The sequence below is a fragment of the Streptomyces sp. NPDC030245 genome, assembly GCF_055572995.1.
This window is the reverse complement of record NZ_JBVICF010000017.1, coordinates 158,541-181,888: the sequence shown is the minus strand read 5'-3', so window position 1 is coordinate 181,888 and position 23,348 is coordinate 158,541. Positions and strand designations below refer to the sequence as shown.

The 23,348-nt window shown below is 69.0% G+C and carries 25 protein-coding genes and 2 pseudogenes; 14 read left to right on the top strand and 13 right to left on the bottom strand.

What is annotated here, in order from left to right; all coding sequences use genetic code 11:
* Positions 1–58: 58 nt before the first annotated feature.
* Complete coding sequence (locus tag ACZ4Z4_RS35885; RefSeq protein ID WP_468337161.1) at positions 59–667, top strand: CAP domain-containing protein; 609 nt, start codon at positions 59–61, stop codon at positions 665–667.
* 158 nt (positions 668–825) lie between these two features.
* Here the strand turns inward: ACZ4Z4_RS35885 and ACZ4Z4_RS35880 are convergent, their stop codons facing one another.
* Positions 826–1,374 (bottom strand): GNAT family N-acetyltransferase, encoded by a 549-nt coding sequence (locus ACZ4Z4_RS35880; protein WP_468337212.1) that lies wholly within the window; start codon positions 1,372–1,374, stop codon positions 826–828.
* Between the two features lie 401 nt (positions 1,375–1,775).
* On the opposite strand from ACZ4Z4_RS35880, the gene ACZ4Z4_RS35875 reads away from it, so the two are divergent.
* The gene (locus ACZ4Z4_RS35875) at positions 1,776–2,738 is read left to right on the top strand and encodes a PucR family transcriptional regulator (protein WP_468337158.1); all 963 of its coding nucleotides are present in this window, start codon (positions 1,776–1,778) and stop codon (positions 2,736–2,738) included.
* Positions 2,739–3,174: 436 nt separating this feature from the next.
* On the opposite strand, the gene ACZ4Z4_RS35870 is transcribed toward ACZ4Z4_RS35875, so the two are convergent.
* The 3 genes from ACZ4Z4_RS35870 to ACZ4Z4_RS35860 all read right to left on the bottom strand — a co-directional run bounded on the left by ACZ4Z4_RS35870 (position 3,175) and on the right by ACZ4Z4_RS35860 (position 4,932).
* On the bottom strand, positions 3,175–3,807 hold the full coding sequence (locus ACZ4Z4_RS35870) for a hypothetical protein (protein ID WP_468337155.1): 633 nt from the start codon (positions 3,805–3,807) through the stop codon (positions 3,175–3,177).
* A gap of 208 nt (positions 3,808–4,015) precedes the next feature.
* Positions 4,016–4,585 carry an SMI1/KNR4 family protein gene (locus ACZ4Z4_RS35865; protein WP_468337153.1) on the bottom strand — a complete coding sequence of 190 codons (570 nt, stop codon included), beginning with the start codon at positions 4,583–4,585 and terminating at the stop codon, positions 4,016–4,018.
* A 41-nt stretch (positions 4,586–4,626) separates the two neighbouring features.
* A complete protein-coding gene (locus ACZ4Z4_RS35860; protein ID WP_468337151.1) occupies positions 4,627–4,932 on the bottom strand; it encodes a DUF1330 domain-containing protein in 306 nt (101 codons plus the stop codon).
* Positions 4,933–5,051: 119 nt separating this feature from the next.
* Between ACZ4Z4_RS35860 and ACZ4Z4_RS35855 the strand changes: the two genes are divergently transcribed.
* Positions 5,052–5,960, top strand: a complete 909-nt coding sequence (locus ACZ4Z4_RS35855) for a LysR family transcriptional regulator (protein ID WP_468337148.1) — start codon at positions 5,052–5,054, stop codon at positions 5,958–5,960.
* A gap of 49 nt (positions 5,961–6,009) precedes the next feature.
* On the opposite strand, the gene ACZ4Z4_RS35850 is transcribed toward ACZ4Z4_RS35855, so the two are convergent.
* A complete protein-coding gene (locus tag ACZ4Z4_RS35850) occupies positions 6,010–7,137 on the bottom strand; it encodes a serine hydrolase domain-containing protein (protein ID WP_468337145.1) in 1,128 nt (375 codons plus the stop codon).
* 186 nt (positions 7,138–7,323) lie between these two features.
* Between ACZ4Z4_RS35850 and ACZ4Z4_RS35845 the strand changes: the two genes are divergently transcribed.
* Positions 7,324–7,983, top strand: a complete 660-nt coding sequence (locus ACZ4Z4_RS35845) for a TetR/AcrR family transcriptional regulator (RefSeq protein ID WP_468337142.1) — start codon at positions 7,324–7,326, stop codon at positions 7,981–7,983.
* 91 nt (positions 7,984–8,074) lie between these two features.
* On the opposite strand, the gene ACZ4Z4_RS35840 is transcribed toward ACZ4Z4_RS35845, so the two are convergent.
* Both ACZ4Z4_RS35840 and ACZ4Z4_RS35835 read right to left on the bottom strand, forming a co-directional pair.
* The gene (locus tag ACZ4Z4_RS35840; RefSeq protein ID WP_468337139.1) at positions 8,075–8,737 is read right to left on the bottom strand and encodes a response regulator; all 663 of its coding nucleotides are present in this window, start codon (positions 8,735–8,737) and stop codon (positions 8,075–8,077) included.
* Positions 8,712–9,884 (bottom strand): sensor histidine kinase, encoded by a 1,173-nt coding sequence (locus ACZ4Z4_RS35835; protein WP_468337136.1) that lies wholly within the window; start codon positions 9,882–9,884, stop codon positions 8,712–8,714. Before ACZ4Z4_RS35835 ends, ACZ4Z4_RS35840 begins: the two co-directional genes overlap by 26 nt.
* A gap of 176 nt (positions 9,885–10,060) precedes the next feature.
* On the opposite strand from ACZ4Z4_RS35835, the gene ACZ4Z4_RS35830 reads away from it, so the two are divergent.
* Positions 10,061–12,358 carry an MMPL family transporter gene (locus ACZ4Z4_RS35830; RefSeq protein ID WP_468337133.1) on the top strand — a complete coding sequence of 766 codons (2,298 nt, stop codon included), beginning with the start codon at positions 10,061–10,063 and terminating at the stop codon, positions 12,356–12,358.
* Between the two features lie 10 nt (positions 12,359–12,368).
* On the opposite strand, the gene ACZ4Z4_RS35825 is transcribed toward ACZ4Z4_RS35830, so the two are convergent.
* Positions 12,369–12,752 (bottom strand): MerR family transcriptional regulator, encoded by a 384-nt coding sequence (locus tag ACZ4Z4_RS35825; protein ID WP_468337130.1) that lies wholly within the window; start codon positions 12,750–12,752, stop codon positions 12,369–12,371.
* Positions 12,753–12,827: 75 nt separating this feature from the next.
* Between ACZ4Z4_RS35825 and ACZ4Z4_RS35820 the strand changes: the two genes are divergently transcribed.
* The 4 genes from ACZ4Z4_RS35820 to ACZ4Z4_RS35805 all read left to right on the top strand — a co-directional run bounded on the left by ACZ4Z4_RS35820 (position 12,828) and on the right by ACZ4Z4_RS35805 (position 16,098).
* Complete coding sequence (locus ACZ4Z4_RS35820) at positions 12,828–13,556, top strand: SDR family oxidoreductase (RefSeq protein ID WP_468337127.1); 729 nt, start codon at positions 12,828–12,830, stop codon at positions 13,554–13,556.
* 190 nt (positions 13,557–13,746) lie between these two features.
* A complete protein-coding gene (locus tag ACZ4Z4_RS35815; protein WP_468337124.1) occupies positions 13,747–14,730 on the top strand; it encodes an esterase/lipase family protein in 984 nt (327 codons plus the stop codon).
* 271 nt (positions 14,731–15,001) lie between these two features.
* Entirely contained in the window at positions 15,002–15,556 is a 555-nt protein-coding gene (locus ACZ4Z4_RS35810; RefSeq protein WP_468337121.1) for a hypothetical protein, read from the top strand.
* An 11-nt stretch (positions 15,557–15,567) separates the two neighbouring features.
* Positions 15,568–16,098 (top strand): hypothetical protein, encoded by a 531-nt coding sequence (locus tag ACZ4Z4_RS35805; protein WP_468337118.1) that lies wholly within the window; start codon positions 15,568–15,570, stop codon positions 16,096–16,098.
* A 101-nt stretch (positions 16,099–16,199) separates the two neighbouring features.
* Here the strand turns inward: ACZ4Z4_RS35805 and ACZ4Z4_RS35800 are convergent, their stop codons facing one another.
* The gene (locus ACZ4Z4_RS35800; protein ID WP_468337115.1) at positions 16,200–16,799 is read right to left on the bottom strand and encodes a hypothetical protein; all 600 of its coding nucleotides are present in this window, start codon (positions 16,797–16,799) and stop codon (positions 16,200–16,202) included.
* A 104-nt stretch (positions 16,800–16,903) separates the two neighbouring features.
* Positions 16,904–17,641: pseudogene (locus ACZ4Z4_RS35795) on the bottom strand (SDR family oxidoreductase).
* Between the two features lie 235 nt (positions 17,642–17,876).
* Between ACZ4Z4_RS35795 and ACZ4Z4_RS35790 the strand changes: the two are divergent.
* Both ACZ4Z4_RS35790 and ACZ4Z4_RS35785 read left to right on the top strand, forming a co-directional pair.
* Positions 17,877–18,701, top strand: coding sequence for a helix-turn-helix transcriptional regulator (locus ACZ4Z4_RS35790; protein ID WP_468337113.1), 825 nt, complete (start codon positions 17,877–17,879; stop codon positions 18,699–18,701).
* Between the two features lie 575 nt (positions 18,702–19,276).
* Positions 19,277–19,588 carry a hypothetical protein gene (locus ACZ4Z4_RS35785; RefSeq protein ID WP_468337110.1) on the top strand — a complete coding sequence of 104 codons (312 nt, stop codon included), beginning with the start codon at positions 19,277–19,279 and terminating at the stop codon, positions 19,586–19,588.
* A 248-nt stretch (positions 19,589–19,836) separates the two neighbouring features.
* Here the strand turns inward: ACZ4Z4_RS35785 and ACZ4Z4_RS35780 are convergent, their stop codons facing one another.
* Entirely contained in the window at positions 19,837–20,079 is a 243-nt protein-coding gene (locus ACZ4Z4_RS35780) for a hypothetical protein (RefSeq protein ID WP_468337107.1), read from the bottom strand.
* A 168-nt stretch (positions 20,080–20,247) separates the two neighbouring features.
* On the opposite strand from ACZ4Z4_RS35780, the gene ACZ4Z4_RS35775 reads away from it, so the two are divergent.
* Both ACZ4Z4_RS35775 and ACZ4Z4_RS35770 read left to right on the top strand, forming a co-directional pair.
* Entirely contained in the window at positions 20,248–20,589 is a 342-nt protein-coding gene (locus ACZ4Z4_RS35775; protein WP_468337104.1) for a hypothetical protein, read from the top strand.
* 76 nt (positions 20,590–20,665) lie between these two features.
* Positions 20,666–21,040 carry a hypothetical protein gene (locus ACZ4Z4_RS35770; RefSeq protein WP_468337101.1) on the top strand — a complete coding sequence of 125 codons (375 nt, stop codon included), beginning with the start codon at positions 20,666–20,668 and terminating at the stop codon, positions 21,038–21,040.
* 32 nt (positions 21,041–21,072) lie between these two features.
* Here ACZ4Z4_RS35770 and ACZ4Z4_RS35765 read toward each other — a convergent pair.
* Positions 21,073–21,241: pseudogene (locus ACZ4Z4_RS35765) on the bottom strand (IS5/IS1182 family transposase); the annotation flags it as partial.
* 153 nt (positions 21,242–21,394) lie between these two features.
* Positions 21,395–21,949 (bottom strand): hypothetical protein, encoded by a 555-nt coding sequence (locus ACZ4Z4_RS35760; protein WP_468337098.1) that lies wholly within the window; start codon positions 21,947–21,949, stop codon positions 21,395–21,397.
* Positions 21,950–22,487: 538 nt separating this feature from the next.
* On the opposite strand from ACZ4Z4_RS35760, the gene ACZ4Z4_RS35755 reads away from it, so the two are divergent.
* Positions 22,488–23,039, top strand: a complete 552-nt coding sequence (locus ACZ4Z4_RS35755) for a YciI family protein (protein WP_468337096.1) — start codon at positions 22,488–22,490, stop codon at positions 23,037–23,039.
* The last annotated feature ends 309 nt before the right edge of the window (positions 23,040–23,348 follow it).

Genomic DNA, 23,348 nt, shown 5'->3' with positions numbered 1-23,348 from the left:
CGGCCTCCGGTGAGCGCGCGCGTGGCGTGCACCGGAGGCCTTCGCAAGGAGAGTGAAGATGAACAGTCGCCCCCTGGGCCGACCGTCGCCGAGGCGACGGCCACCATTGCGTGGTACGCGGTTGCTGCGCGGCACCCGGGTAGCACGCGGCACTTGGGCCCGCCTCCCAAACCGTGCCACCGTACGACGCCGTGCGCCGGCCGTCGCATGGGCCCTCGCGGCGCTGCTGTGCCTTCCGCTGACAGCCGCCCCCGCCAACGCCGACGATGCGTCAGCGAGGCACGAACGGACCCGCATCCACTCCCTGGTCAACGAACACCGGGCGGACGCCTCATGCCAACCGCTGCGCCCCAGCCGGGCGCTGCGGAAGGCGGCGCAACGTCACAGCGGCCGAATGGCCCGCACAGGTGTCTTCTCCCATCGCGGCGCCGGTGGTTCACTGCCCGGCGACCGGGCTCACGCCGTCGGCTATCGGCTGTCCCGGCTCGGCGAGAACATCGCCTTCGGCCAACGCACCGCGCAGCAGACCGTCACCGCCTGGATGCAGAGCCCACCCCACCGCCGCGCTCTCCTCACCTGCGCCTACCGCGATGTCGGCGTCGGCGTCGTGATCTCGTCGAGCGGTACGTGGTGGACGCTGATGCTCGGGGTCCGGCGGGAGCGGTGACGCGACGCACCCGCGGTACGGGGAGCGTACAGAGGGCCCGGCGGACCAGCGCGGACCTGGCTACGGCGCCGCCGTCGAGGCACCATTCACCTGGCCGGACTCCGTATCGCCGGCATCTTCCTCCGGTCCGCTCGTTGACTCAGCCGAAGCTGCTCAGCTCAACCGGATGGTGTGACCGAGGACCACACGCCGAACCACTGCTCGGCGCCGTACTCCTCGAACCGTTTCACCTCGGTGAACCCCAGCTTCGCCGCGAGGCGCCTCGCGCGGTCGTTGGCGGTCTGGGTGCAGAGCACCACCGGCTCACCGGGATGCGCATCGGCGAACCAGTCGAGTGCCGCTGCGCACGCCTCGGCGGCGTACCCGCGTCCCCACGTCTCCGGCAGGAACATGTAGCCGAGTGAGGCTTCGCCGGCTTCCGGACGAACATGACCCGGATGCTCGGCGCCACGAGGGTCGAACGTGACCATGCCGATCATCGCTCCGTCGAGATCGACCACGAAAAAACCAGGGCGCCGTCCGGGCACCTCAGGCATCGCGTGTTCGAGCTCATCACGCGGTCGAGGGCCACCGATGTAGGTGCCCACCTCTGGCGAGACGAAGAGGTCGAGGAATGCCGCACGGTCCCGGGCCTCGGACTCGCGGAGCACGAGCCGTTCGGTCCGTATCGGGGCAGGTGGCCAGGCGACGGGTCCGAGTCCAGTCATGGAGGGCAACCTATCAGCGCGGGAGAAATTCACACCTGCTTCCACTTACCCGCCGCCCGCCGGAATGCGACCCTCGCATGAATTGGCCATGGCGGCACGGAATTCACGTCCTACAGCACCCTGCACAAACCGGGACGGGAAGCTGCTGAGTCTTTGTGCACTTTGTCGGTTGCTGGACACCGTTGAGCAATTTCATGCTGGCGAGTATCGGTAATTGCCCGTACGGGCAGATCCCCCCTCAAGGAGCGACCGTGCACCGTCCTGCCGACTCAGGCCAGCCCTCCGAAACGACAGCTGCCGCCCCCATGCTGTCCCACACCGCCCGCTACCTGCGCCGGCATCACGCCGCGCTCCTCACTCGGCAGGCATGGGAAGAGTCGACACGGCGCACCGTCGGCTCCGTGTCCGTCACGACCGTCGCCGACGACATCTCCCTGTGGCTCTCCGTCTTCGCCCAAGAGGTGCCCGCTCCCCTGCTGCACGCGGCGTTCAGGGCGCGGGCGGCCGCGCACGCCGCGGCAGGCCTCTCCATGGAGGACAGCCTCGTCCTGCACCACGTCTGCGTCGCAGTGCTCAACAGCGCCTTCGTGGGCCCCTCGTCGCAGTCCCCGCGCCGGGCGGCACTCGTGACGGAGGTGACCGCAACGGCCCTGCACGCGCTGCGCGCCGCGAGCGCGGCGGTCGTGCGCGAGCAGCGCCGACAGGAGACCGAACCCCGTCCACAGCACGGTGCGCCCGCCCACTCCGACTCCCCCGTTCCGGCCGCCCCGCCGAAGTGGTGCCTGGCAGCCATCCGGCCCAAGCACGGCATCAAGGAGGCCCTGCGGCGGTTTCGGGCGGTCAACCCCGACGCTTCGATCGTCGTGGCGGACAACCAGGTGACCGTCTTCACCCACCACCCGCCGGGCGCGCCCGCGGCGCTCGCCCCGTACGTACTCGTCCCCGTCGAGAACGGTGACACCGCCGGTGCCGCGCGCCGCGCCGCTCTCGGCGCCGTGATCGCCCGCCACTACCGGCGGTCGCTCACCTCCGAGCACGCGCTGCCCCTGATCGCCATGCTCGACCTGACGGCCAAGGACCGGGACGCGTTCGTCACCGCTTGTCTGGGCCCGCTGCACACCAGCGACCGCCACCGGTACCTGCTGGACACCCTGGCCGCCTACCTCTCCCACAATCTCAGCTCCACCGCCGCGGCCCGGAGCCTGTACATCCACCGGCACACCCTCGCCTACCGGCTGCGTTCCATCCAGGAGCTCACGGGACTCGACCTGTATCACTCGTTCGACCGGCTCCAGGCCGAACTCGCCCTGATCCTCAGCCGTGCCGGCACCGTGCCGGTCCTTCCCCGCCAACGAGCCGCCTGACAAGTGTCGTCACTGGGGCCGGCCCTCGCACCCCACACGCACACCGCGCCCATGACGTCCGTACCGAAGCGCTCCATGAGGCGCCGGTCGCTCGCGACGATGGCCACCACCTGACCGGTCACCGCAAGGACCCGCCGAGCAGGAAGGCGACGAACAATGCGCGGGTCGTGGCCACCGGACGGCGGTGGGCCGACGGCGTACGTCAGCCTTCCCGGATAAGCGCCCTAGGTGGGCACCCCGGGTGGTCACCGTCGCGGGTCGGTGACGAACGGGTCCGGGAGGGGGGCCGTCGGGGACGGACGCAGCTGGTCGACCCGTGCGCGGCGGTCGGACTCCTCATCGCGGTGGGACCAGACGCTTACCGCGCCGGTGACCAGGACGGTCAGCACGAGCGACAGCGCTGTCAACAGAGCCGTGCGGGTACGGTTTTGTCTGCTCACAGTCCCCCCAGCACTGTTGCCGACAGCGCGAAGGCGACCTCGCGTGCGCGCTCGGGCGTGCTCGGCTGAGCGACGTACTCGACGGTGAGGACGTCCTTGCCGAGGAGAACGGTCAGCTCGGCCTCGGCCCGGCGTCCCGGCCTACCGCTGGAGGCGGACTCGGAGCGGGCCTCGGCGTACGCCTTCTCGCCGAGGCCGGGAATGTCGCGCGGCGTTGAGCCGTCGCCACTGTCGTGCTCCTTGGCCCAGTCGTAGGTCTCGCGAGCTTCGCCCCAACCGTCGTCCTGGCGGGTATTGCCGTGGCGGATGAGGCTGATGTGCAGTCGGCCGTATCGGCCACCGTCCTCGGCCCACGTCTTACCGCTCGTGATCTTGCACTCGGCCTCGTTGCGCACCTCGTGCCGCGGGTCGGTCTGGTGTGCCGTGCGGGGCAGCGGAACAATTCTGCTCGCGTCTTCGGTCGCGATCAGGGAGCACAGGTCGCGCGGAGCCGCGTCGGCGGCGCCGGTCCCGGACAGGAACCCACCCGCCATCAACCAGCTGAACACCGCCGCGCCGACGACGCCCGCAGCGATTCCGCCCCTGGCGCCCCAGCGCGAGATGGCGTCCAACCGCTCGCACTCGTCCATTTGTTGACTCCCCACCGTCCACCCCCGCCGGGATTCTGACACAGGAAACCCCGGGACCGATAAGGAATCTTGAAAGACAGCTGATCACCCGCGGCCGGGTACGCCGGAGGTCTGTGTACCCGGCCTCCGACCTCTCGGTCCCCCGTTCCGCGCCCGGTAAGCAGTTACGTACGTACGTCAGCGCCCCGCTGGAGTGAGGACGGCCTGCCTAACCTCTCACGTCGACCCAGACCAGTGTTCCCGGGAAATCGGTGTCCAGATCGATGGCCCGCCACTCATCAGCGTCACCCATGACCGCGATCCACGGGGGCGGCGATGCCAGCGCGTTTCCCGTGACTTCGAGCGCGGCCGACAGGGATGCCCACCCCGGACCTTCGAACCAGCGGTAGCCGGTCTCCTCGATGTCCCACGAGCCGAGACGCCCCGTCCGGGTGTCGACGACGAGCTGCATCTCGCCCAACGCGCCGATCGGCACGATCAAACGGCTGTCGCCCCAGCCGTAGTGATCGTTCTTCAGCTTGTACTTGAGCGTTCCGAGATGCTCCTCAGCGATCTGATTGACGCTGTAGAGCGCGTACTTGGACGGAATGACGTCGGTGAGCCCCGACCCGTTGTGCCGTAACAACGATCGCTCGACATCCTCGGGCAGCCGCACGCCGAGCGTGCTGTAGAGGCCGTCCAACTCCGAACGGACGCACGGCCCTGGCAGAGGCCGTTCTTGCGAAGCGTACTGGTCCAGCCAGCGTTCGATCTTCTCCCACGACTCACCCACCGACACTCGTGTCCTCCGCCCGCCGTCAGACCGACATGTGGTGCCGGTCAGTCGATGCCGTCAATGATGCGGAAGTCACGCTGGACACCGTCGGGAAGGGCCACCAGCGCCTTCTGGTACGCCTCGCTCTCGTATGCCGCGACGGCCTGTTCAAAGCTGTCGAACTCGATGAGAACGACGCGTTGCGTGATTCCGGCCTCGCGGGCGACGACTCGACCGCCACTGGACGGGATCCGGGACAGGACGCGACCGCCCCCAGCCTGGACAGCCGGGCCGGCCAGCTTGTCGTAGGCAGTCAGCGTCTCAGGGTCGGAAATGGCGGGGTAGACACTGACCCAGTAACCCTTGGACATGGAAACCTCCTGTGCTCGGCCTGACATTAGGCGAAGGTTAGGGCTTGATCTGCGGTCGAGGGAAAGACCAGTGCGAGCTAGGCTCAGAACGGATCGTTATCAATCGGCGGGGAGGGCATGTGGCGCCGGATACGGTGAGCCTGCGTTACTTCCTGGTGCTGGCGCAGGAGTTGAACTTCACGCGCGCGGCCGCACGGATCGGTATCGCGCAGCCCGCCCTCAGCGCCCGGATGCGCCGATTGGAGGCGGAACTCGGTACGGCCTTGTTGATCCGCAACACGCGCAGCGTCGTACTGACCACGGCCGGTGCGGCTTTGGCGGAGTCCGCGCCGCCCGCGCTGGCGGCGCTGGACCGGGCATGGGACTCCGCCCGGAGCGCGGCGGCCGGTGAACTGGGCACGCTGCGCATCGGATACAGCCTCAGCACCGGGGTCGAGACGGTACCGGCCCTGGTGGACAGGCTGATGCGCGGCAACAGCGGACTCGAGGTCGGCGCCGTCCCGATGGCGACACCGGAGATCTCCCCCGCGGTCGCCGACGGCCGCATCGATGCCGGGATCACCCGCGGTGAACAGCCAGGCAGTGGCGTGCGCCGGTTTCTGCTGCGGCGTATGCGCGTCGGGGTGCAGTTGGCGCAGCACCATCCGCTGGCCGAGCAACCGGAGGTCGAGATCGCCGACGCGGCCGCGTATCCGCTGCGACTTCCGGACCGTGCGGCCAACCCCGTGATCCATGATCAGCTGACCGAGCTGTTCCGAGACGTCCGACCACACCCCCAATTCCGCACGCCCGCCGTCTCTTTCGACATGTCTCAGCGCGACCTGCGCGACGGGGTCACCCTCGCCCCGGCCGGGGAAGCCGCGGCCACGGCACAACCGGCCGGTCTCACCTGGCGACCGCTGCGGGGCGCGTCCAGCCCGACGATCCAGATCCACTTGGTCCTCCCGCGCGAGCAGTCGCCGCTGCACCACCGCGTCCGTGCCGTCGCCAAAACCCTGGCGCAGGAGCTGGACTGGCTGCCGGACTGACGGACTGACGGACAGCAGGTCATGCCAGGCGAACGTGTAGAGCCCCCGGTCAGCCGTACATCGCCACGCGGTACAGGGCCGCAAGCGCGTCATCGATGGGGTGGGGCTGTGGCCGGCCGGAGGAGTCGAACCTGTTCCACCTCTGCAGGTTCACCGCGAGGGCCATCTGTCGCTTGCCGTCGGCACGGGTCATGGCCAGCGCTCCGCCACCCCAGACCGTGCCGCCATGGCCCCAGAAGATGCCCTGGGTGCCCTGTCCAGGCTCCTCCATCGGATACAGGCCGAGGCCGTAGTCGATCGTCTTTCTCTCCTGGGAGATGACCGGGACAGTGCGTTGCATCTGCGCGAGCGACGACGGGCTGATGATCTCTTCGGCCAGCAGCATGCCGAAGAAGCGATTGAGGTCGGTGACGGTCGATATCAGCGAGGCCGACGGTCCCGCGTACGACATGTCGAAGACGCTGTAGTCGCGCGGTGGGTCGATCATGCCGAACCATGCCTCGTAGAGGCGCGAGTGCGGGCCTTCGACGCACGGACCGGTGGGAAATCCGGTGTCCTGGAGTCCGGCCTTTTCGATGACGTTCCGGGTGATGCACAGCTCGGCCGATATGCCGCTCACCTCTTCGAGGAGTTGAGCGAGGAGCAGGTAGTTGGTGTTGGAGTAGACCCCCGGAGTGCCGCCCGGGGCGCCGACGGCAGGTGCGGTGACCCCCATCTCGATCAGTTCGACGGGGTCGAACCGCGTATGCCGGTGGTCGTCCAGGCTCCGCGGCCCGGTCTCCGCGGCAATGGGGAACGCCTTCAGGGAGGGGTAGGCGTACGGGAGGTATTCGGCGAGGCCGCTGGTGTGGTTGATCAGCATCCGGACCGTGATGGCGTCACCGCGTTCCCCGGGAACCAGCTTGGGAAGGTACTGGCCGATCGGTGCGTCGAGACCGATCTGACCGCTCTCGACCTGCTGCAGGACCGCTGCGGCGGTGAAGGTCTTGGTGATGCTGCCGACCCGGTGCCGCATGTCGGCGGTGACGGGACGGCCGGTGGCGACATCGGCGACTCCGACGGCACCGCGCCAGATCTGGTCACCGTCTCGCACCTCGGCGAACAGGCCCGGCATCCCGGCGCGGTGGACGTCTTCGATGGCTGCGTTCAGCGCCGCGAAATCCAGTGAGTTCTGCACGTCATGCGTCCTTTCGTGTTCCCCGGGGTGAGCTCCGCATCGGTTGCCCGACCCGGGTGACAGGGCACGCGTGGCACGTCGGCCCGTCTGCTGCCGGGTCGCTCGGCACGCTCATGTCCTCAGTATGCACGCGGTGCGTGCAATGCCAAGTGCATAAGCTAGACTGCGCATGACGAGAGGGGCGAAATGGCAGGTCGAAAGCGTTGGTCGACCGAGGAAATTCTGGATGTGGCAGTGCAGTTGCTGCGCACGAGCGACGCAGAGTCGTTCAGCGTGCGCAAGCTCGCCGCGACGCTCGGGACCGATTCCTCCAGCCTCTACCGACACTTCCGCAGCAAGACAGAACTGTTGCGCGCGGTCGCCGACCGGATCCTCCTGGCAGCCATGGACGGCTATCGCCCCGAGGGTGATTGGAAGCAGCGCATCACCGCTCTGGCCCTGCGCATGAGGGAGGCGTTCGGCCGGCAGCCCCAGCTCGCCGCGGTCTGGGGACGTTACGCATCAGGCGGCGCCGGTTCCCGACTGGTCGTGGAAGAGGTGCTCCAGGCCCTGCGCACTTCGGGACTGCCCGACGAGGAGATCCCGGCGCGCTACCACCGGCTGGCGGTCCTCATCGCCGCGCTGATCGCCTCCGAGGCCGGAGTCAACACCATCAGTTCGGAAGAGTACGAACAAGGCATGGAGCTGTTCCGCGTCACGGTTCTCGGCGCCGACCCCGAACACTTCCCCGCCCTGGCCCACTTCGCCCGCGACGTCCGGCCCCTGGGGGTGGATCGCGGTGCCGCGTTCGAAGAGATCCTCGCTGCCCACCTCGCCCATATCGAGGCTGCAATCCGCCCGAGCTAGGGCGCACGTCGCATGGCGGCCACCGGGTGGTCCTGGTGAGGTCTTTGACGTCAAGCACCCATGGGACATGGCCAGAGGCCCGGCACCCCGCTCAGGTTCCGGGGAGAATGCGGCGCGTTTCGTAGGCCCACATCGCGATCTCGACCCGGTTGCGGGCGCCGAGTTTGGCCATCAGGCTGGCCAGATGCGTCTTCACCGTGCTGAGGCTGATGTGCAGTGCGTCGGCGATCTCGGTGTTGGTCAGCCCGCGGGCGACGGCGAGGAGCACCTGCTCCTCGCGAGCGGTGACCGGGGTGACCGGCTGGGCCGCGGGCCGGCCGGCGGGCAGGTCCGCGAATGCCTGGAGCAGACGGACGGTGACACTGGGCGCGATGAGCGCCTCACCGTCGGACGCCGACCGTACGGCCTGCGCCAGAAGGTCCGGTCCCGTGTCCTTGAGGAGGAATCCGCGGGCGCCCGCACGCAGTGCGCCGTAGACGTACTCGTCGAGGTCGAACGTGGTGATGACGACCACGACCAGCGGGTCGGCGACGCCCGGTCCTGCGAGCAGCCGGGTGGCCTCGAGCCCGTCGAGTTCGGGCATGCGGATGTCGAACAGGCAGACGTCGGGGCGTAGTTCGCGTGCCAGTCGTACCGCTTCCCGCCCGTCGGCGGCCTCGCCGACCACCTCGATGCCGGGCTGGGCGTTCAGCATGATCCGCAACCCGGTGCGGATGATCGTCTGGTCGTCAGCGACGAGGACGCGAATGGACACCGCTCTCGCTCCTCGCTCTCGGCAGTTCGGCTTCGACATGCCAGCCACGGTCGGTACCCGGGCCGGCTCGTAGTGTGCCGCCGAGCAGGGTCGCGCGCTCGCGCAGTCCGGTGAGTCCGTATCCGTCGCGGCCCTGGCCGGTGCGCCGGCCGTTGTCGCGCACGCTCACCCGTACCGTGTGCCGTTCCGCGGCGACCCGGACGACGAGCTCGGTCGCGTCGACCGCATGGCGCAGCGCGTTGGTCACCGACTCCTGCACGATCCGGTAGACGGCCGCGTCCACGGCCGGGGGCAGCGCGTCCAGTTCGCCGTCGAGCCCCAGGTCGGCCCTGAGACGACCACCCGGGGTGCGCACCAGACGCTCCAGATCCGCGACTCCGGCAGGGGGCGCCAGTTCGGCGCCGACCCCGCGGTCGCGCAGCGCGGCGACCATGGCGCGCATCTCCTCCAGCGTGCGCGCCCCTTCCTCCTCGACCTCCTCCAGCGCCTCGACGGCGGCGGACGGGTCGGTGCCCGCGAGCACCCGGCCCGCCTGGGCGGTGATCACCATGGCCGACACGTGGTGGGCCACCGTGTCGTGCAGTTCCCGGGCGAGCTGCTCGCGCTCGCGGGAACGCACCTGCTCCAACTGCCGGTCGCGAGCGGTCATCCAGAACCGCACGGCAGCCCCGACCACGCCGGGCAGCAGCAGGAAGACGAAGCCCACGACCTTCTCGACGACCGGGCTCTCGTACGTGACGACACACAGCGCGCCGACCGCGAGGATCACCGCGCCGCCCAGCACGATCTCGCGTCCCGATCCCCACCGGAGCAGCGCGTACACCAGCACGAGCACGACCACGCCGGTGTCCAGGCCGACAGGCTCGCGCGACGCGGCGACGAGCGAGACCACCGGGAGCAGCAGCACCGAACCGAACGCCAGCATGACCATCGCCAGCGGGCGCGTCCGGCGCCACAGGGGCAGCAGGCACAGCCATACGGTCAACACCACCGCCACCGGCCGCCACACGACGCTCTCGCGCAGGGTGGCCTCCAGCGCCACACCGCCCAGGCCCGCGGCGAGCAGCGCCCAGTCCCGCCACACCCGGGCGGGCGCGTCGGGCGGCCGGGGTTCGGTCCACAGGTTTCGCAGGTCGTCTCGCAGCACGGTTCTCAGCGTAGGGAAGGCGCCGTGCCGCGCATCGGCCGAAAGGACGGGGACGCACTCCGACTTGGGGCCGACGGATCCGCGGCCCGCGGGCCGATGCCGCAGTGCGCCGCAGCGACGAGCCTTGCGCATCGGCGGCCGTACAAGGACGGCCGACGAGGCGGTTGGAGGACCCGATGCTCTCGAAAGCCCTGTTGCGCGTGGGCGCAAGCGCCGCCCGCCATCCCTGGCGGGTGATCGCGGCATGGCTGGTCGCCGCCGCGCTAGCCGTCCTCGCCGCCGTCGCCTTCGGCGGGCGGAACGCGGATGCGATGACCGCTCCGGGACTGGACTCCCAGCGGGCCGCGGAACTGATCGAGCGGGCCGGCACCGGCCAGGAGGGGATGACCGCCCAAGTGGTCGTCACCCCCCTCGACGGCGCTGCGACGTTCTTCGACCGTGGCAGCGCGCGGACCGCTCTCAGGCAGTTGCAGACCGAGGTGGAAGAGCTGCCACACGTGCTCGGCACGAGCGACCCGGCGGGGGCGCTCGACGCGGGCGGGGACACCGCCGTGCGTGGCAGCCTCGTCTCGGCCGACGGGCGGATCGCGGTCGTACGGGTGCAGTATCCCGACCAGAGCCTGCTGTCGGCCGAAGACCTCGACGCCCTCGTCGGTCTCGGCGACCGGCTGCGCGCCGAACTGCCCCTGCGCATCGAGATGGGCGGGAGCCTCTTCTACGCCTTCTCCGGCTCCGACGGCGGCGCGGGCGAGCTGATCGGCCTCCTCGCCGCGGCCGCGATCCTGTTCCTGGCGTTCGGTTCGCTCGTCGCCGCCGCGCTGCCGATCGGCATGGCGGTCTTCGGACTGACCATCGGGGTCGCCACGATGACGGTACTGGCGGGGATCACGGACGTCCCCACCTTCGCACCGGTCCTGGGCAGCATGGTCGGGCTCGGAGTGGGCATCGACTACGCGCTGTTCGTGCTCGCCAGGCACCGGGAGTACCTCGCGCGCGGGCTCGATCCGCGCGAGGCGGCCGGACGGGCGGTGGCCACGGCGGGGCGGCCGGTGGTCTTCGCCGGCGGCACCGTCGTCGTATCGATCCTCGGCCTGGCGGTCGCGAACGTTCCGTTCATGACGGTGGGCGGGCTGGCCGTCTCGATCGTCGTTCTGATCATGGTGGTCGCGTCGGTGACGCTGCTGCCAGCCTTCCTCGGCGCCGCAGGAATACGCCTGGCCCGGGCCGGGCGGATCGGCCGGATCGGTCGGATCGGGCGGGCGCTGCGGACCAGGAAACCGGGCGGCCGACTCGCACGGCGGCGGGGCCCGGTGGCAGGCGCCGCCCAAGCCGCCGGGTGGCGTCGCTGGATCGGGCACGTCAGCCGGCACCCGGTGCCGTACGCGGTCGGCGCGGCGGGGCTGCTGCTGACCGCGATGCTGCCCGTGCTCGGCCTGCGCGTCGGCCTGCCCGACGACGGCTCACTGCCCCACAGCCGTACAGAGCGCCGGGCCTACGACCTCGTCGCCGAGGGGTTCGGCCCGGGCACCAACGGTCCCCTCGTCATCGCCGCGGACCCCGCCGGTGATCCGGGAGTGCTTGACCGGTTCGTCGGGGCGGTCGCGGCGGATCCGGGCATCGCGTCCGTCGCGCCGACGCACATCGATCGGGCCACCGGCATCGCGACCCTCGTGGTGTTCCCGACCACCAGCCCTCAGGACAAGGCGACGGCCGACACCATCGCCCGGCTGCGCACCGACGTGCTGCCCACGGCGCTCGGGCACGGCCCGGCCAGGGCCCACGTCGGCGGCGCCGCCGCGAGCCTGTCCGATGTGGGCCAACGCACCAGCCAACGCCTGCCGTTGTTCGTCACCGCCGTGCTGGCGATGTCGTTCCTGCTGCTGATGTTGGTCTTCCGCTCGATACTCGTACCGCTCAAGGCGGTACTGCTGAACCTGCTGAGCATCGGCGCGGCCTACGGCATCATGGTCGCGGTCTTCCAGTGGGGCTGGGGAAGCGCACTCATCGGGCTGGAAGCGACGGTTCCGATCGTGTCGTTCATCCCGATGTTCCTCTTCGCCATCCTGTTCGGCCTGTCGATGGACTACGAGGTGTTCCTCCTCTCCCGCGTACGTGAGGAGTACCTGCGCACCGGCGACAACGCCACGGCGATCGTCGAGGGCGTCTCGCGCACCGCCCGGATCATCACCTCGGCCGCCCTCATCATGGTGGCGGTCTTCCTGTCCTTCGCCGTCACCGATGACCCCTCCACCAAAATGTTCGGGCTCGGCCTGGCCACCGCGATCCTCATCGACGCCACGGTCGTACGCATGGTGCTGGTACCGGCGACCATGACGCTCCTCGGCCGGGCCAACTGGTGGTTGCCGAAGTGGCTGGACCGGATGCTTCCCGGCGGTCCGGTCGGCACCGATGGCACCGATGGCACCGACGCGGAATCCACGGGTGAAGCCCCGCGTCCACGGCTGGATGTCTGACCGGCCGCGCCTACGGGTGCGTGTCCGTGATCGCGATGACCTCGTCGAGGTGGTCCAGGGCGACCCGCAGGTCGTCGATCTTGGACTGGATGCGCTCGCGCTCGGCTCGCAGCATGGCTCGCTGCTCGGCGTCAGTGTGCCCGGAGTCCCAGCACGGCAGGAGTTCGGTGATCCTTCGGCTGGTGAGGCCGGCGGCGAACATCTGCTGGAAGAAGCGGACCCGGGCGATGGCGTCCTGCCGGTACAGGCGCTGGCCGGACGGGCTGCGCTCCGCGGTGAGCAGCCCTTGCTGCTCGTAGTAGCGCACGGCGCGCACCGAGACGCCGGCACCTCGTGCCACCTCGCCGATGCGGATCGATCGCTCGGCTGCGGCCGCGGCCGCTGTGACGGTCATGGTGGTTCCTCTCACCTCTGGCGCCGAGACCAGCACTTGCCTCTGACGCTGGCGTCAGGTTTTAGCGTACCGGCCATGGACATCAACAACTCCGTCGCCCTTGTCACCGGAGCGAACCGCGGCCTGGGCCGCGCCTTCGCCCAGCGCCTGTTGGAGCGGGGCGCCCGCAAGGTCTACGCGACGGCCCGCCGACCGGAGACCGTGGACCTGCCCGGGGCCGAGGTGCTGCCCCTGGACATCGCCGATCCCGCCGCCGTGAGGGCCGCCGCCGAGGCCGCCCCGGACGTCTCGCTCCTCATCAACAACGCGGGGATCAGTACGGGGACCGACCTGGTGACCGGTTCTCTGGACGCGGTGCGGCACGAGCTGGAGACCAACATGTTCGGGCACCTGACGATGGTCCGGGAGTTCGCGCCGACGCTCGCGAGGAACGGCGGGGGCGCGGTCGTCAACGTCCTCTCCGCCATGTCGTGGTTCGGGGGCAGGGGCGCCAATGCCTATCACCTGACCAAGGCCGCCGCCTGGGCCATGACCAACGGCGTCCGCCTGGAGCTCGCCGAGCAGGGCACGCTCGTCACAGCGGTACACCTCGGCCTCGCCGACACGGACATGGCCGCGGGCTGGCCCGTGGCGAAGATCGCTCCGCCGGACCTGGCCGACGCGGCGCTAGACGGTGTCGAGGCCGGTTCCGCCGAGGTCCTCGCCGACCAGTGGAGTCGGGACGTCAAGTCCCGACTGCCGCTGACGCCCGAAGAGTTCGACGCCGCAATGGACCGCGCCCTGACGGCGCTGATGACGACCTGAGGGGCCCTCGGGCGCCGCCCCTGTCTCTACACCTCTGGTTGACAGCGAATGACCTTCAACCGTACGCGGTAGACGACGGTCCACCCAGGAGTCGATTCGCCGCGTACGACTCATCCCTAGCCTGCGTTGGCATCGGACCGGCTGGTCCGATGCCAACGAGTCACGGGAGCAAGACATGCGCTTATCGACCATGCGACGCTCACCCGACAGCAGAAGCCGCGTTGGAGCCGTTCGGTCCACCCTGGCCGCCCTGATCGCCACAGTCGTCGGCTTCGCGTTGCTGCTGGTGCCGGCCTCGCTGGCGGCGGCAGCCGCGCCGCAGCGCGACGACAGCGTCGACGAACCCGTCATCATGATCCACGGCTACTACGAGGAGCCCCTGCTGGGCGGCCCGATGCCCAATGGCTACGACTGCGAGAACTGGTGGCGGAGCGCCAAGACCGCCATGAAGAACTGGGGTTGGAAGGGCGATCTCCTGACCTACGGCTACTACCAGTCGGACAGGGGCTGCAACTGGTCCTTCAACCAGGACCGGCCCAGCAGCCCACCCGTCTGGCCGCCGACCCCGCCCAAGCCACGCTACGGCGACCGCGACACACACCTGGGCGTCATCGCCCAGGACCTGGCGTGGAAGATCTACAGCAAGTACTCCTCCAACGGCGAGTCGGTGGACGTGATGGCCCACTCGATGGGCGGGCTGATCATCCGGGCCGCGCTGAGTGAGGTCAGCAACGGCAACCCGGACTTCCCGCCATATCTGTACGTCGAAGACGTCGCCACCTTGGGTACGCCGCACACCGGCTCCCGGCTGGCCACGCTGTGCGGCGGCGTCTTCACCGAATACGTCCAGTGCGCGCTGATGCGCCCCAGCTCGCCGTGGCTCGAATCGCTCAACGGGCACCCGCAAGGCGCCCACGGCACCGACTGGACCCTGTTCGGCGCCGAATCCGACCGCGTCGTCTCCGACGAGTCGGCCACCGGCATGCCCGCCGCCCACAAGGTGATCTACACGCGGCCCTCGATCATCCGCCACGAGTTCCTGCATCGGGTGACCGACGGCTACTACAACATGAAGTACAACAACGCCCCCAGCACGGAGTGGACCGAGGACGCCACCGGCGCCGCACCCGTCCGTGCCGCCATGAATTCGCTTTACTGGCACAAGGCCTGGTAGCACAAGGCCTGGTAGCAGGCCTGATAGCCGACGCGCCGGGCCGGCTCCCCTCGCCGGAGGCACGCGAGCCTCCGGCGAGCACAGGCACATCACAGCGCGAGCACGTCTCGGCGGGCCTCTGCGATGTCCTGCGCGAGAACCAGCCCCTCACGAATGGAGACATGTGCGTCCTCGGCCCAGCCTCGTAGTGCCCCTCCGAACGCAACCAGGTGGCGCTGAAGATCCGCGTCACGCTGCGCGACATCCCCGGAAGCCGAGCAGCGTACTGCTCTTGGCGACGCTGTTCGCCCTGTCTCTGACCTCCTCACCCGCCTCAGCGGCCCAGGTGGCCCAGGCGACCCCGGCGGCATGTATGCACGGCCAGAAGGATTCACGGGGCCGCTCGTCGGTGGACGGTGGTGAGATCGCGTGGGAGGACGAGTCCGTGTTCGACGATGCCCGCCGTCACGCTCACCGGGTGTGGTCGCAACGGGGTCTCGATCGGGTGAAGTTCCCTGCGGATGACCTCGGCCGGGTCGCTGATCTGGAATGGTCGGATGTGACCGCAACCCGTCCGCCGTGGAAGGGCGTCCTGGGACGTTGGAAGGGGATTCGCGGCACCGACCTCCTGAAGCTCAACAAGGCGTACCTCGGGCCAGGGAAGCGTTACGGGGACCGCGCATCGCGTCGCATGATCGCCGCGCACGAGCTGGGACACGCTCTGGGTTTCTGTCATAAGAACCCGACGACATACCGCTCACTGATGGCTCCGAACACGTTCGACATGCCCTCCAACGGCGCCCCCACTGCGCGGGACCGCAGGAACTACCACGCGCTGTGGGGCTGAGAGGCAGAACCATGAACTCCCTTCAGCGTCGGTTCGCGCTCGCCGCAGCGGCACTGACCGTCCTGGCCGGCACCGCATGGGGCATCCACCGCACCACGGGTGAGGCGCAGACGACGAGTGCGGGCGAGGCAGTGACGCTGTACGACGTGCGGGACGCCAGGCAGGTCGCCGGTACCGCCGACGATGTGTTCGCCGGCACGGTCGTGGACCGTACCGGACAGCGCGACATCGCCGGCATCCTCTCCGACCTCTACGAAGTTCGTGTCGAGCGGAGGTTCAAGGGCGACCTGCACGGCACGGTCACCGTCAGCAACGAGCAGGGAGCCACGTCACTCTCGCCAGGCAACTCCTACGTCTTCGCGACGGGCCGCGTGCCGGACCACCGCACACACGCCGTTCTGCTGGAGACCAGCCCGAGGCCCTTCACCAGCCTCACCGCTCCGATCCGGTTCGGAGGGGTCCCAGGTGAGGAGGGCGCGGTCCGGACGGTGGCTGAGTACTGGGCCTGGGCCGTCGATCACGAGGTCAACGTGTCCGGTTGAGACGGCTGAGACCCCCACATGCCTTGGTCTGGTCACCCAGCATCCCGGCGAGCCCGTCGCGTGACAACAGCCAGGCCGCCTTGGCCCGGCTGTCAGAGGGGCTACTCATAGATTTGCGCTGCCGAGAGTTGCAGAGCAACTGACCGCCAGGTGACTGGATCGAGTTCGGCGCGGAGTCTCGTGCTGTCCAGCCAGGCGGCCCAGGCATCGAGCACGTTGTACAAGAGGCCATGTGCCCAACTGCCTCCGTCACCCGCCCATTCGCCACGCCTGCGCTTGGCCTCGTATTCCCGCTGGTCGCGAGCGAAGTCGGTGGCGAGCGCAGCGATATACAGCCGCAGGTCGTGTGCGCTGTCCACTTTCTCCCACGCGGTGACCAAGTCGGCGGGAGCCGAGGCCGGTCCGGGAGGGGAAGTGCGAACGCGGTCCAACTGGTAGGCCAGACCCTGCCATCCGGGTCGGCCGGGAACCTGTTCGTGCAGCAGGTCGCTACCGTCGAGCCGGGTTTCCAGAAGCCGGACCCAGGCCCAGAGGAATCCGTCGACGGACTGATTGGTCCAACGCTGCGCCGCAGATGTACGGGGATCTTGCAGCACGGCACACGCGGTCTCGCAGTCGGCCGACAGCATGTGAAGGTAGGCGACGAAGTCCTGGCGGGACTCCACCTGTTGCCAGGAATCGATGTCTCGGGGTAGGGGCACCTCGAGAGAGTACGAGCTCCGCCGACCTGCGTCGACCGGATTGCAGGGCGCGCCTGCGCCCGTCGTTCCCACTCAGGCATGCCACCCATCCCGCGGGGGGGAGGTCAGCTCTGGGCGGTGGGTCGGACGACGATGTCGTTCACGTCGACCGTGGCGGGCTGTTCGATCGCGAAAGCGATGGCCCGAGCGATCGCGTCGGGCGGTATCGCGAGATCGTCCCGCATCTTCGTGATCTCTGCTCTGACCCTGGCTGTTGGTTGACGCCTCGGCGAAGTCGGTCGCAGTCGGACCAGGTGAGACGGTGGTCACCCGCAAGGAGTCTCCGGCTTCCTGGCGCAGTCCTTCGCAGATGGCCCGGACCGCGAACTTGGTGCCGGCGTAGACGGCCATGGTCGGCACGATGCGAAACGCGGCCGTGGAGGCGACGGTGATGAAGTGGCCGGTGCCCTGCGCCCGGAAGACCGGCAGCGCGGCGCCGATCCCGTGCAGCACACCCTTCACGTTGACGTCGACCATGTGGTCCCACTCCTCGACGCGCAGATCGTCGAGAGGCGAGATGGTGCCGACTCCGGCGTTGCTGACGAGGACGTCGAGTTGGCCGAAGCGCTCACGGGCCAGCGCGACCAAGCCCGCAGGTCCTCCCGCCGGGTGACGTCGGTGCGGATCTGCACGGCCGTGCCACCTGCCTTCTCGATCCGGGCCACCAGTTCCGCCAGACGTTCGGACCTGCGCGCGCCGAGGACAAGTCGCGCGCCGCGTTCGGCGAGCAGCAGCGCGGTCGCCTCGCCGATACCACTGCTCGCTCCCGTGATCGCCACCACTTTGCCCTTGATTCCGGACATGAGTTGCCCTCTCCATCTTCGGCACCGGGCCGTGGCCGGACTGCCGAGCGGCAGCAGGCTTGAACGAGCGTCGTCCAGAGCCATTGCGGACCGGACGGCCGGGTGCCGATGTAACCGTTTGAGGCCGTCGGTCATGCCGCGGCCCGTGCTCGCACACCAGTCTCCGAGAGACTTAGCCTGGTATCCAGACCGTGTTTATTCTGGAACTGAGTATTCTGGGCTGATGCCATCCGCCATGCCCACGCAGCCGGACCAACGCCGTCAGCTGAGTGCGTTCCTGCGCAGCCGGAGAGAGCGCCTGACCCCTGAACAGGTGGGCCTGCCCCAGACCGGCCGCCGTCGGACTCCGGGACTTCGCCGAGAGGAACTGGCGCTGCTGGCCGGGATCAGCGCCACTTGGTACACGTACCTCGAACAGGGACGAAAGATCCGCGCCTCCGAACAGGTGCTCTACGCCCTCGCCGCGGCGCTGCGGCTCGACCGGCACGAGCGCGATCATCTTCTCCGGCTCGCCGGTCACGCGTCCCCGGTCGAAACCGAGGAACACGAGCCGCTCACGGCCGAGGCGTGTGCCGTCCCCCTGTTGCTCCAGCCGAACCCGGCGTACATCATCGGCGGCAACTACGACGTCCTCAGCCACAACCAGGCAGCCCACGAACTGTTCCCGAGACTCATCACCGAGGCGGACCGGCCCGCCAACTTCGCCCGCTGGGTGTTCCTCGAACCGGTGGCCCGGGACATCCTGGTCGACTGGGAACCCGAAGCACGCGGCCTGCTCGGCCGGCTTCGGACACTAGCGGCACGTCATTCCGACGACCCGCGGTACACCCGACTGATCCAGGACCTGAACGAAGGCAGCCCTGAAGTGCGGGACTGGTGGCCGCAGTACGAGGTCCAGGCCCGACACAGCGGTCGCAAACGGCTACGACACCCGCAACGGGGAGCAGTCTATTACGCGTACACCGCTTTTCACTTGGCCGAACAACCGGAACAGACGCTGGTCGTCTATGTCGACAGCAGCGACCCCCGCGATGGGAGAGCAGGCGTGACCGGCGAATGATGGAGAAGGGCGGCGGCAGCACCAAGCCTCCCGTCACGGCTGCGGAGGGCCAGTAGCCATACGCCGAGTAACTGCCGAAGACACCGTGCCGGAGGCGTAGACGGCGATGGCGTCGAGCTCGGCCGGGTTCACTACAAGATCCCAACGCAGCTTGGAGGGCACCCACTTCGAGACGTAGCGGCAATGCGCGGCGGGCAGCGGCGGCAACCACTGGGCCGGGACCTCCACCACCACCCCGCCAGCTTCGTCGCCTTCGACTGCCTCATGCTCGACGGCCAGGGCCCTGCGTCCCCGCCCGTACGTCGAGCGGCGAGCAGCCCTGCTCGACGTCCTTGACGGAGTGCAGCCGCCGCTCCAGGCCTTGCCCGCGACCGACGACCGCGATACTGCGCCCGTGTAGTTCGAGCAGCTGCCCGCGCAGGGCATCCAGGGCATCGTCGCCAAGCGCGCGACCAGCCCGTACCGGCCGGCAAGGATCTGGCAGAAGGTCCGCCACAACGAGACCACCGACGCTGTCGCGGTCGGCTACGTCGGCCCCGCTGGCCGGCCGCGCCGTGCGGCCGTGCACCTGCCTGGTGGATCTCACGCGTGCGGCCGACGAGGTGCTGACCGCGATGCCGGACGACGTGCACGAGCACGGCGCCGGGCCGATGGTGGTGGCCGACGCCGTCCTGCGGAGGCGGTGCTGCATCGTCTACGCCGCACTGGGCGGGCTTCTCGTAGTGCTCGACGTCGGCCGGCCAACTGACGTCATCGGCTGCCGGTCAGCCCGAGTGAGAGCTACGAAGCGCGTACACGAGTGCGTCGCGAGAGAGTGTGAACTCGTGGCCGCAGAGGTTGAAGAGAACACGATCTCCGTCAGCATGTATGACGATGAGGTCGGGTGATTCCCCGCACTGGCCGCATACCGGCAGAGGAACGGCTGCCTTTCGTCCACATGCCCTCTCGTCCAGCAGCTCCTGCTGCTGAGTTTCGAATGCGATGAAGAGGCCATCTGCTGCTTGTGGTTCCAGGGCGTGCGCCATGGCTAGTTCCTTCTGTCGGAGCGCTGTTGCACTCACTGCCTTGGCGCGGGCTGAGCCCAAGGTACCGGCGGGCTGGCGATGTCTACGGGCCTCATGGGAAGTTCACGCGGCTACCCCGCCCTCCGTCCAGACCCGTCCACACCCAGAGCAGTGCGCGAGCGGTGGTCGGCCCTCGCCGCGGGCGTAGGCCATCGGGGGCGCTGTACGACGGCGGCGGCCTGGCCGGCGCAGTCGACGAGGGCGGCCTCGACGGCGCGCATCGTGTCCAGGACGGGGGCGGGGCGGTCGCCGAGTTGGTCAGTGGAGCGTTCCAGGCTGCGGAGGTGGGCGGCCTGCTGGCGGTTGCACTCCACCCAGCGGGTCCGCGGATCTCCGCTCCTCCAAGGACTGCCGGGCCAAGGCAGACCCCCGCATCCCGCTCGTTGGCGACTACCTCGGCGCGTCCGGCACCAACGGGGCGCTCCTGTCCGGTGAGGAAGCCGCCCGCCAAATCCTCGCCCACAGGGCACTACGCTCCTTCCATGTGGAGTGAGTCGAACAACTATGGCTTTGAGAACGAGCAGGACTACCTGCGGTCGATCAAGAAGGACGACAGCTATACGTTCACGTACCCGTTCGAGTACATCGCGAAGAACCACGGGAACGACAATTACGACATCGGCACAGCGGACATGGTGGTCCGGGTCCAGTGGAACGACACGGAGGCCGGGTACACGATGGCCTACGACGTCCCCGAGATGGACAAGATCAACCCCGCTGAGGGGAACGGCGATGCAGCGAGCTTCTACGAGAGCGACGTTTACTGGAGGATCGTGAGCGACCTCGACGGCATGGGCATCACCTTCGAGCTTCGTGCCAGCTAGTCACGCTCCGCTTGCCGTCGCAGATGCCAGGCTGTGAGCGGGACGGCAATCGGCTCCGCGGGGTGCCCACCCCCTTGTGAAGCCGGACACTGACACGGGCCCGGCAGCCAGAGCGGTGTCGTCCACGGTGGTTCTGGAGGCCCTCCGGTCGAGAATCGACAGCGGGCAGCTTGAGACGCGGCTGACCAGTTCGTCCGGACGGTCGCTGGCCTTCGTCACGAACACCGAGCGTGCGATGGTGACGCTGCTCGAAGAAGAGGACGATCCCGGCGAGCATGCCGTGGACCCCGGGGCTCAGAGGTCGAGCGGCGGGTTCGTTCTCTCCAACGGGCAGGACGACGAGTACCAGGATGAGGACACCATCCCCATCCGAGAGGCGTTCAGGCTCGTGAAGCACATCGTGGGCACGGGTTCCTGGCCGAGGGACGCGCGCTGGGTGGTCGATCGCTGAGCGGGTTATCGCTGCGGCCCGTTTGTGCGACACCGCTGCGCAGCCGGTGGGCGACCGCCGGCACGGCCTAGCCGCAGCCGATGGCCGGCCGACCTGGTCGGACGGCTGGGGAATGACAGCGCGGATCCCGCGTCGGCGAAGGTGACTCCGGATCGCGCGGGATGAATACGCGCGGTCCGCCAGGACGACGTCCGGGCGAAGCTGATCGAGCGCAGCGCCACATCCCGCGGCACGATCGAGGTGCCGGACCCCGGGCTCGTCGCAGTGAGCGGTGCCCACGGTGGCACATCGCGGTGGGGCTCTGTGCCCAAGTGGACGATGCGGCTGCGTCAGGGGTGATCGGCCGGTCCGGGGTCAGTCGGTGGTGAGGCTCCAGTACTGGGCGTTCAGCAGGAGGTAGCCGGGGCCGGTGACCTTGATGGTTTCGTGGGTGTGATCGGCAGTGGAGAGTTTTTCGCCAGTGCCGGCTTCGGGGCCGAAGAGGGTCAGTGAGCCCGCGTAGTCCCCCTTGTTCCAGGTGATGCGGAGACGCTTTGTGACGCCCTCCTCGATCCGCAGCACCCATGGCCCCTCCCCGGACATCGCACCGGCGACGGGTTCTATGTCCTGATCGGCCAGGCGCCTCACCCGCCAGCCGCCGAAGCCCGTGAAAGTGGCGTCGCCCGAACGTCGGTTCAACCGGAGGGAATTGAAGTCGGCAGGGAGTACGAAGCGCTGACGGGTCCGCCCGTACAGGGTGGATCCGTATCCCGCCGTGTGTGTCGATGCCGTGCGCTGGACCACGTTTGCGGCGAGGGTCGTGCCGAACACCCCTCGTATTTCCAACGGTATGGGCGCGATGTCGCCGGCCTCTCGGACGAGGATCTCGCCGCTGCGCCAGGATGACCATTGCGATGTCGGGTCGTTCACGGAATGCCCTCCCCAGGTTCGTGTTGTCCGGCAGATCATCGCCCGCCGGACCACGCCGCGGGTAGGTCAGGAGAAGAAAGCCGCCAGCTGTTCCGGGGAGGGCATGGGCGGGTCGGGGACGGGGGCGGGGGGCCGACCGGGGTGGGGGAATCGGCGTCCGGTGGGCGGGGGGTGACGGGGCGCGGGGCGGATTTCGTTAGATGTAGCCGCGCTTGTCGTAGCGGGTGGTCACGGGCCCGGGACTGCTTCAGCCCGTTGATCGCTCGTTCAACGGTGTTGCGCTTCTTGTACCGCTCTTCGTCGAAGCCTGTCGGCCGTCCGTCGTGTGAGCTTCTGCGCAGGCGGGTGGCCTGGCTGTCGGTCTTCTCCGGGGATGGTGTGCCGGATGCCGCGGCGCGGTAGGTATGCGCGGCGTGGGCCGTTGCTGTATGCCTTGTCGGCAGCGATGCTGTCGGGTTACGTGCGGGGCCGGCCCGAACCGGTTGTCGGGACGCGGATTTTGCCGGCACCGTCCGGAACTGGGTGCGACCCTGTGGGCATGGAGTTCTTCTGCTACCACCGCGACCGGCCCGGCTCCCTGCCGCTGCGTGACGAGCTGCTGGAAGATCATTGGTCTTACATGGACCGGTACGCGAAGGAGATGATCGCCCGGGGCCCGACCCTCGCCGACGACGGCGACACCCCCACCGGAAGCGTGCACATCGTCGATCTTCCCGATGCCGCCGCCGCCCGCGCTTTCGCCTTCGATGAGCCGAGCTACCAGGCCGGTGCCTACCGGGACGTGCTGCTGCGACGGTGGCACAACGCGCTGGGGCGCACCATGTGGGACTTCCCCGGCGGCCGGACCGGCGGCAACCGGTATCTGGTGCTCGGCCTCGGCACGGGGCAGGCTGCCGACCTCGCGGTGCCGCCCGACCGGGACGAGCTGATCGCCTACGGTCCGCTGCTGTCCGACGACGGCGCCACCTGGCTGGGTACGGCGGTGTTGCTCCGGGCACCGGACCCGGAGACGGCACGGGCGGTCCTCACCCCAAACGGGTATGCCGACATCGAGGTGCACAACTGGCAGTTCGGAGGGCGGCCCTCCTGATGGAGGACGTCCAGTCCGACGTCACCGCGGAAGTCCGTCGGATCGCTCGGCATCCGGCGTGTTCCACCCGAACCCGCAGGTGGGTCGGCCTGACGCATACTGGCGCACCCGTGTCTTCACGCTGAACAACTTTCAGTTTCCCCGGACCTACGGGGATCTCGGCCCCGGAGTCCCAGCCCGGACGCCGAGGGGCATGTAGCCCGCCGGTAGGTTCCGGGGCCCGAATGTCGGCGATGGGCCGTCACCTCGTTGGCTGGCGGTCGTTGGGCCGACATGAGGACTGTCCCGCTGGCCTGGATGCACGAGGTC

Excerpts from the sequence above, each read along its gene's own strand:
- ACZ4Z4_RS35860 (WP_468337151.1), bottom strand. The coding sequence starts at position 4,932 with ATGTCCAAGGGTTACTGGGTCAGTGTCTACCCCGCCATTTCCGACCCT.
- ACZ4Z4_RS35830 (WP_468337133.1), top strand. The coding sequence starts at position 10,061 with ATGCTCTCGAAAGCCCTGTTGCGCGTGGGCGCAAGCGCCGCCCGCCAT.
- ACZ4Z4_RS35815 (WP_468337124.1), top strand. The coding sequence starts at position 13,747 with ATGCGACGCTCACCCGACAGCAGAAGCCGCGTTGGAGCCGTTCGGTCC.
- ACZ4Z4_RS35820 (WP_468337127.1), top strand. The coding sequence starts at position 12,828 with ATGGACATCAACAACTCCGTCGCCCTTGTCACCGGAGCGAACCGCGGC.
- ACZ4Z4_RS35805 (WP_468337118.1), top strand. The coding sequence starts at position 15,568 with ATGAACTCCCTTCAGCGTCGGTTCGCGCTCGCCGCAGCGGCACTGACC.
- ACZ4Z4_RS35880 (WP_468337212.1), bottom strand. The coding sequence starts at position 1,374 with ATGACTGGACTCGGACCCGTCGCCTGGCCACCTGCCCCGATACGGACC.
- ACZ4Z4_RS35885 (WP_468337161.1), top strand. The coding sequence starts at position 59 with ATGAACAGTCGCCCCCTGGGCCGACCGTCGCCGAGGCGACGGCCACCA.
- ACZ4Z4_RS35755 (WP_468337096.1), top strand. The coding sequence starts at position 22,488 with ATGGAGTTCTTCTGCTACCACCGCGACCGGCCCGGCTCCCTGCCGCTG.
- ACZ4Z4_RS35775 (WP_468337104.1), top strand. The coding sequence starts at position 20,248 with ATGTGGAGTGAGTCGAACAACTATGGCTTTGAGAACGAGCAGGACTAC.
- ACZ4Z4_RS35870 (WP_468337155.1), bottom strand. The coding sequence starts at position 3,807 with ATGGACGAGTGCGAGCGGTTGGACGCCATCTCGCGCTGGGGCGCCAGG.
- ACZ4Z4_RS35845 (WP_468337142.1), top strand. The coding sequence starts at position 7,324 with ATGGCAGGTCGAAAGCGTTGGTCGACCGAGGAAATTCTGGATGTGGCA.
- ACZ4Z4_RS35825 (WP_468337130.1), bottom strand. The coding sequence starts at position 12,752 with ATGACCGTCACAGCGGCCGCGGCCGCAGCCGAGCGATCGATCCGCATC.
- ACZ4Z4_RS35790 (WP_468337113.1), top strand. The coding sequence starts at position 17,877 with ATGCCCACGCAGCCGGACCAACGCCGTCAGCTGAGTGCGTTCCTGCGC.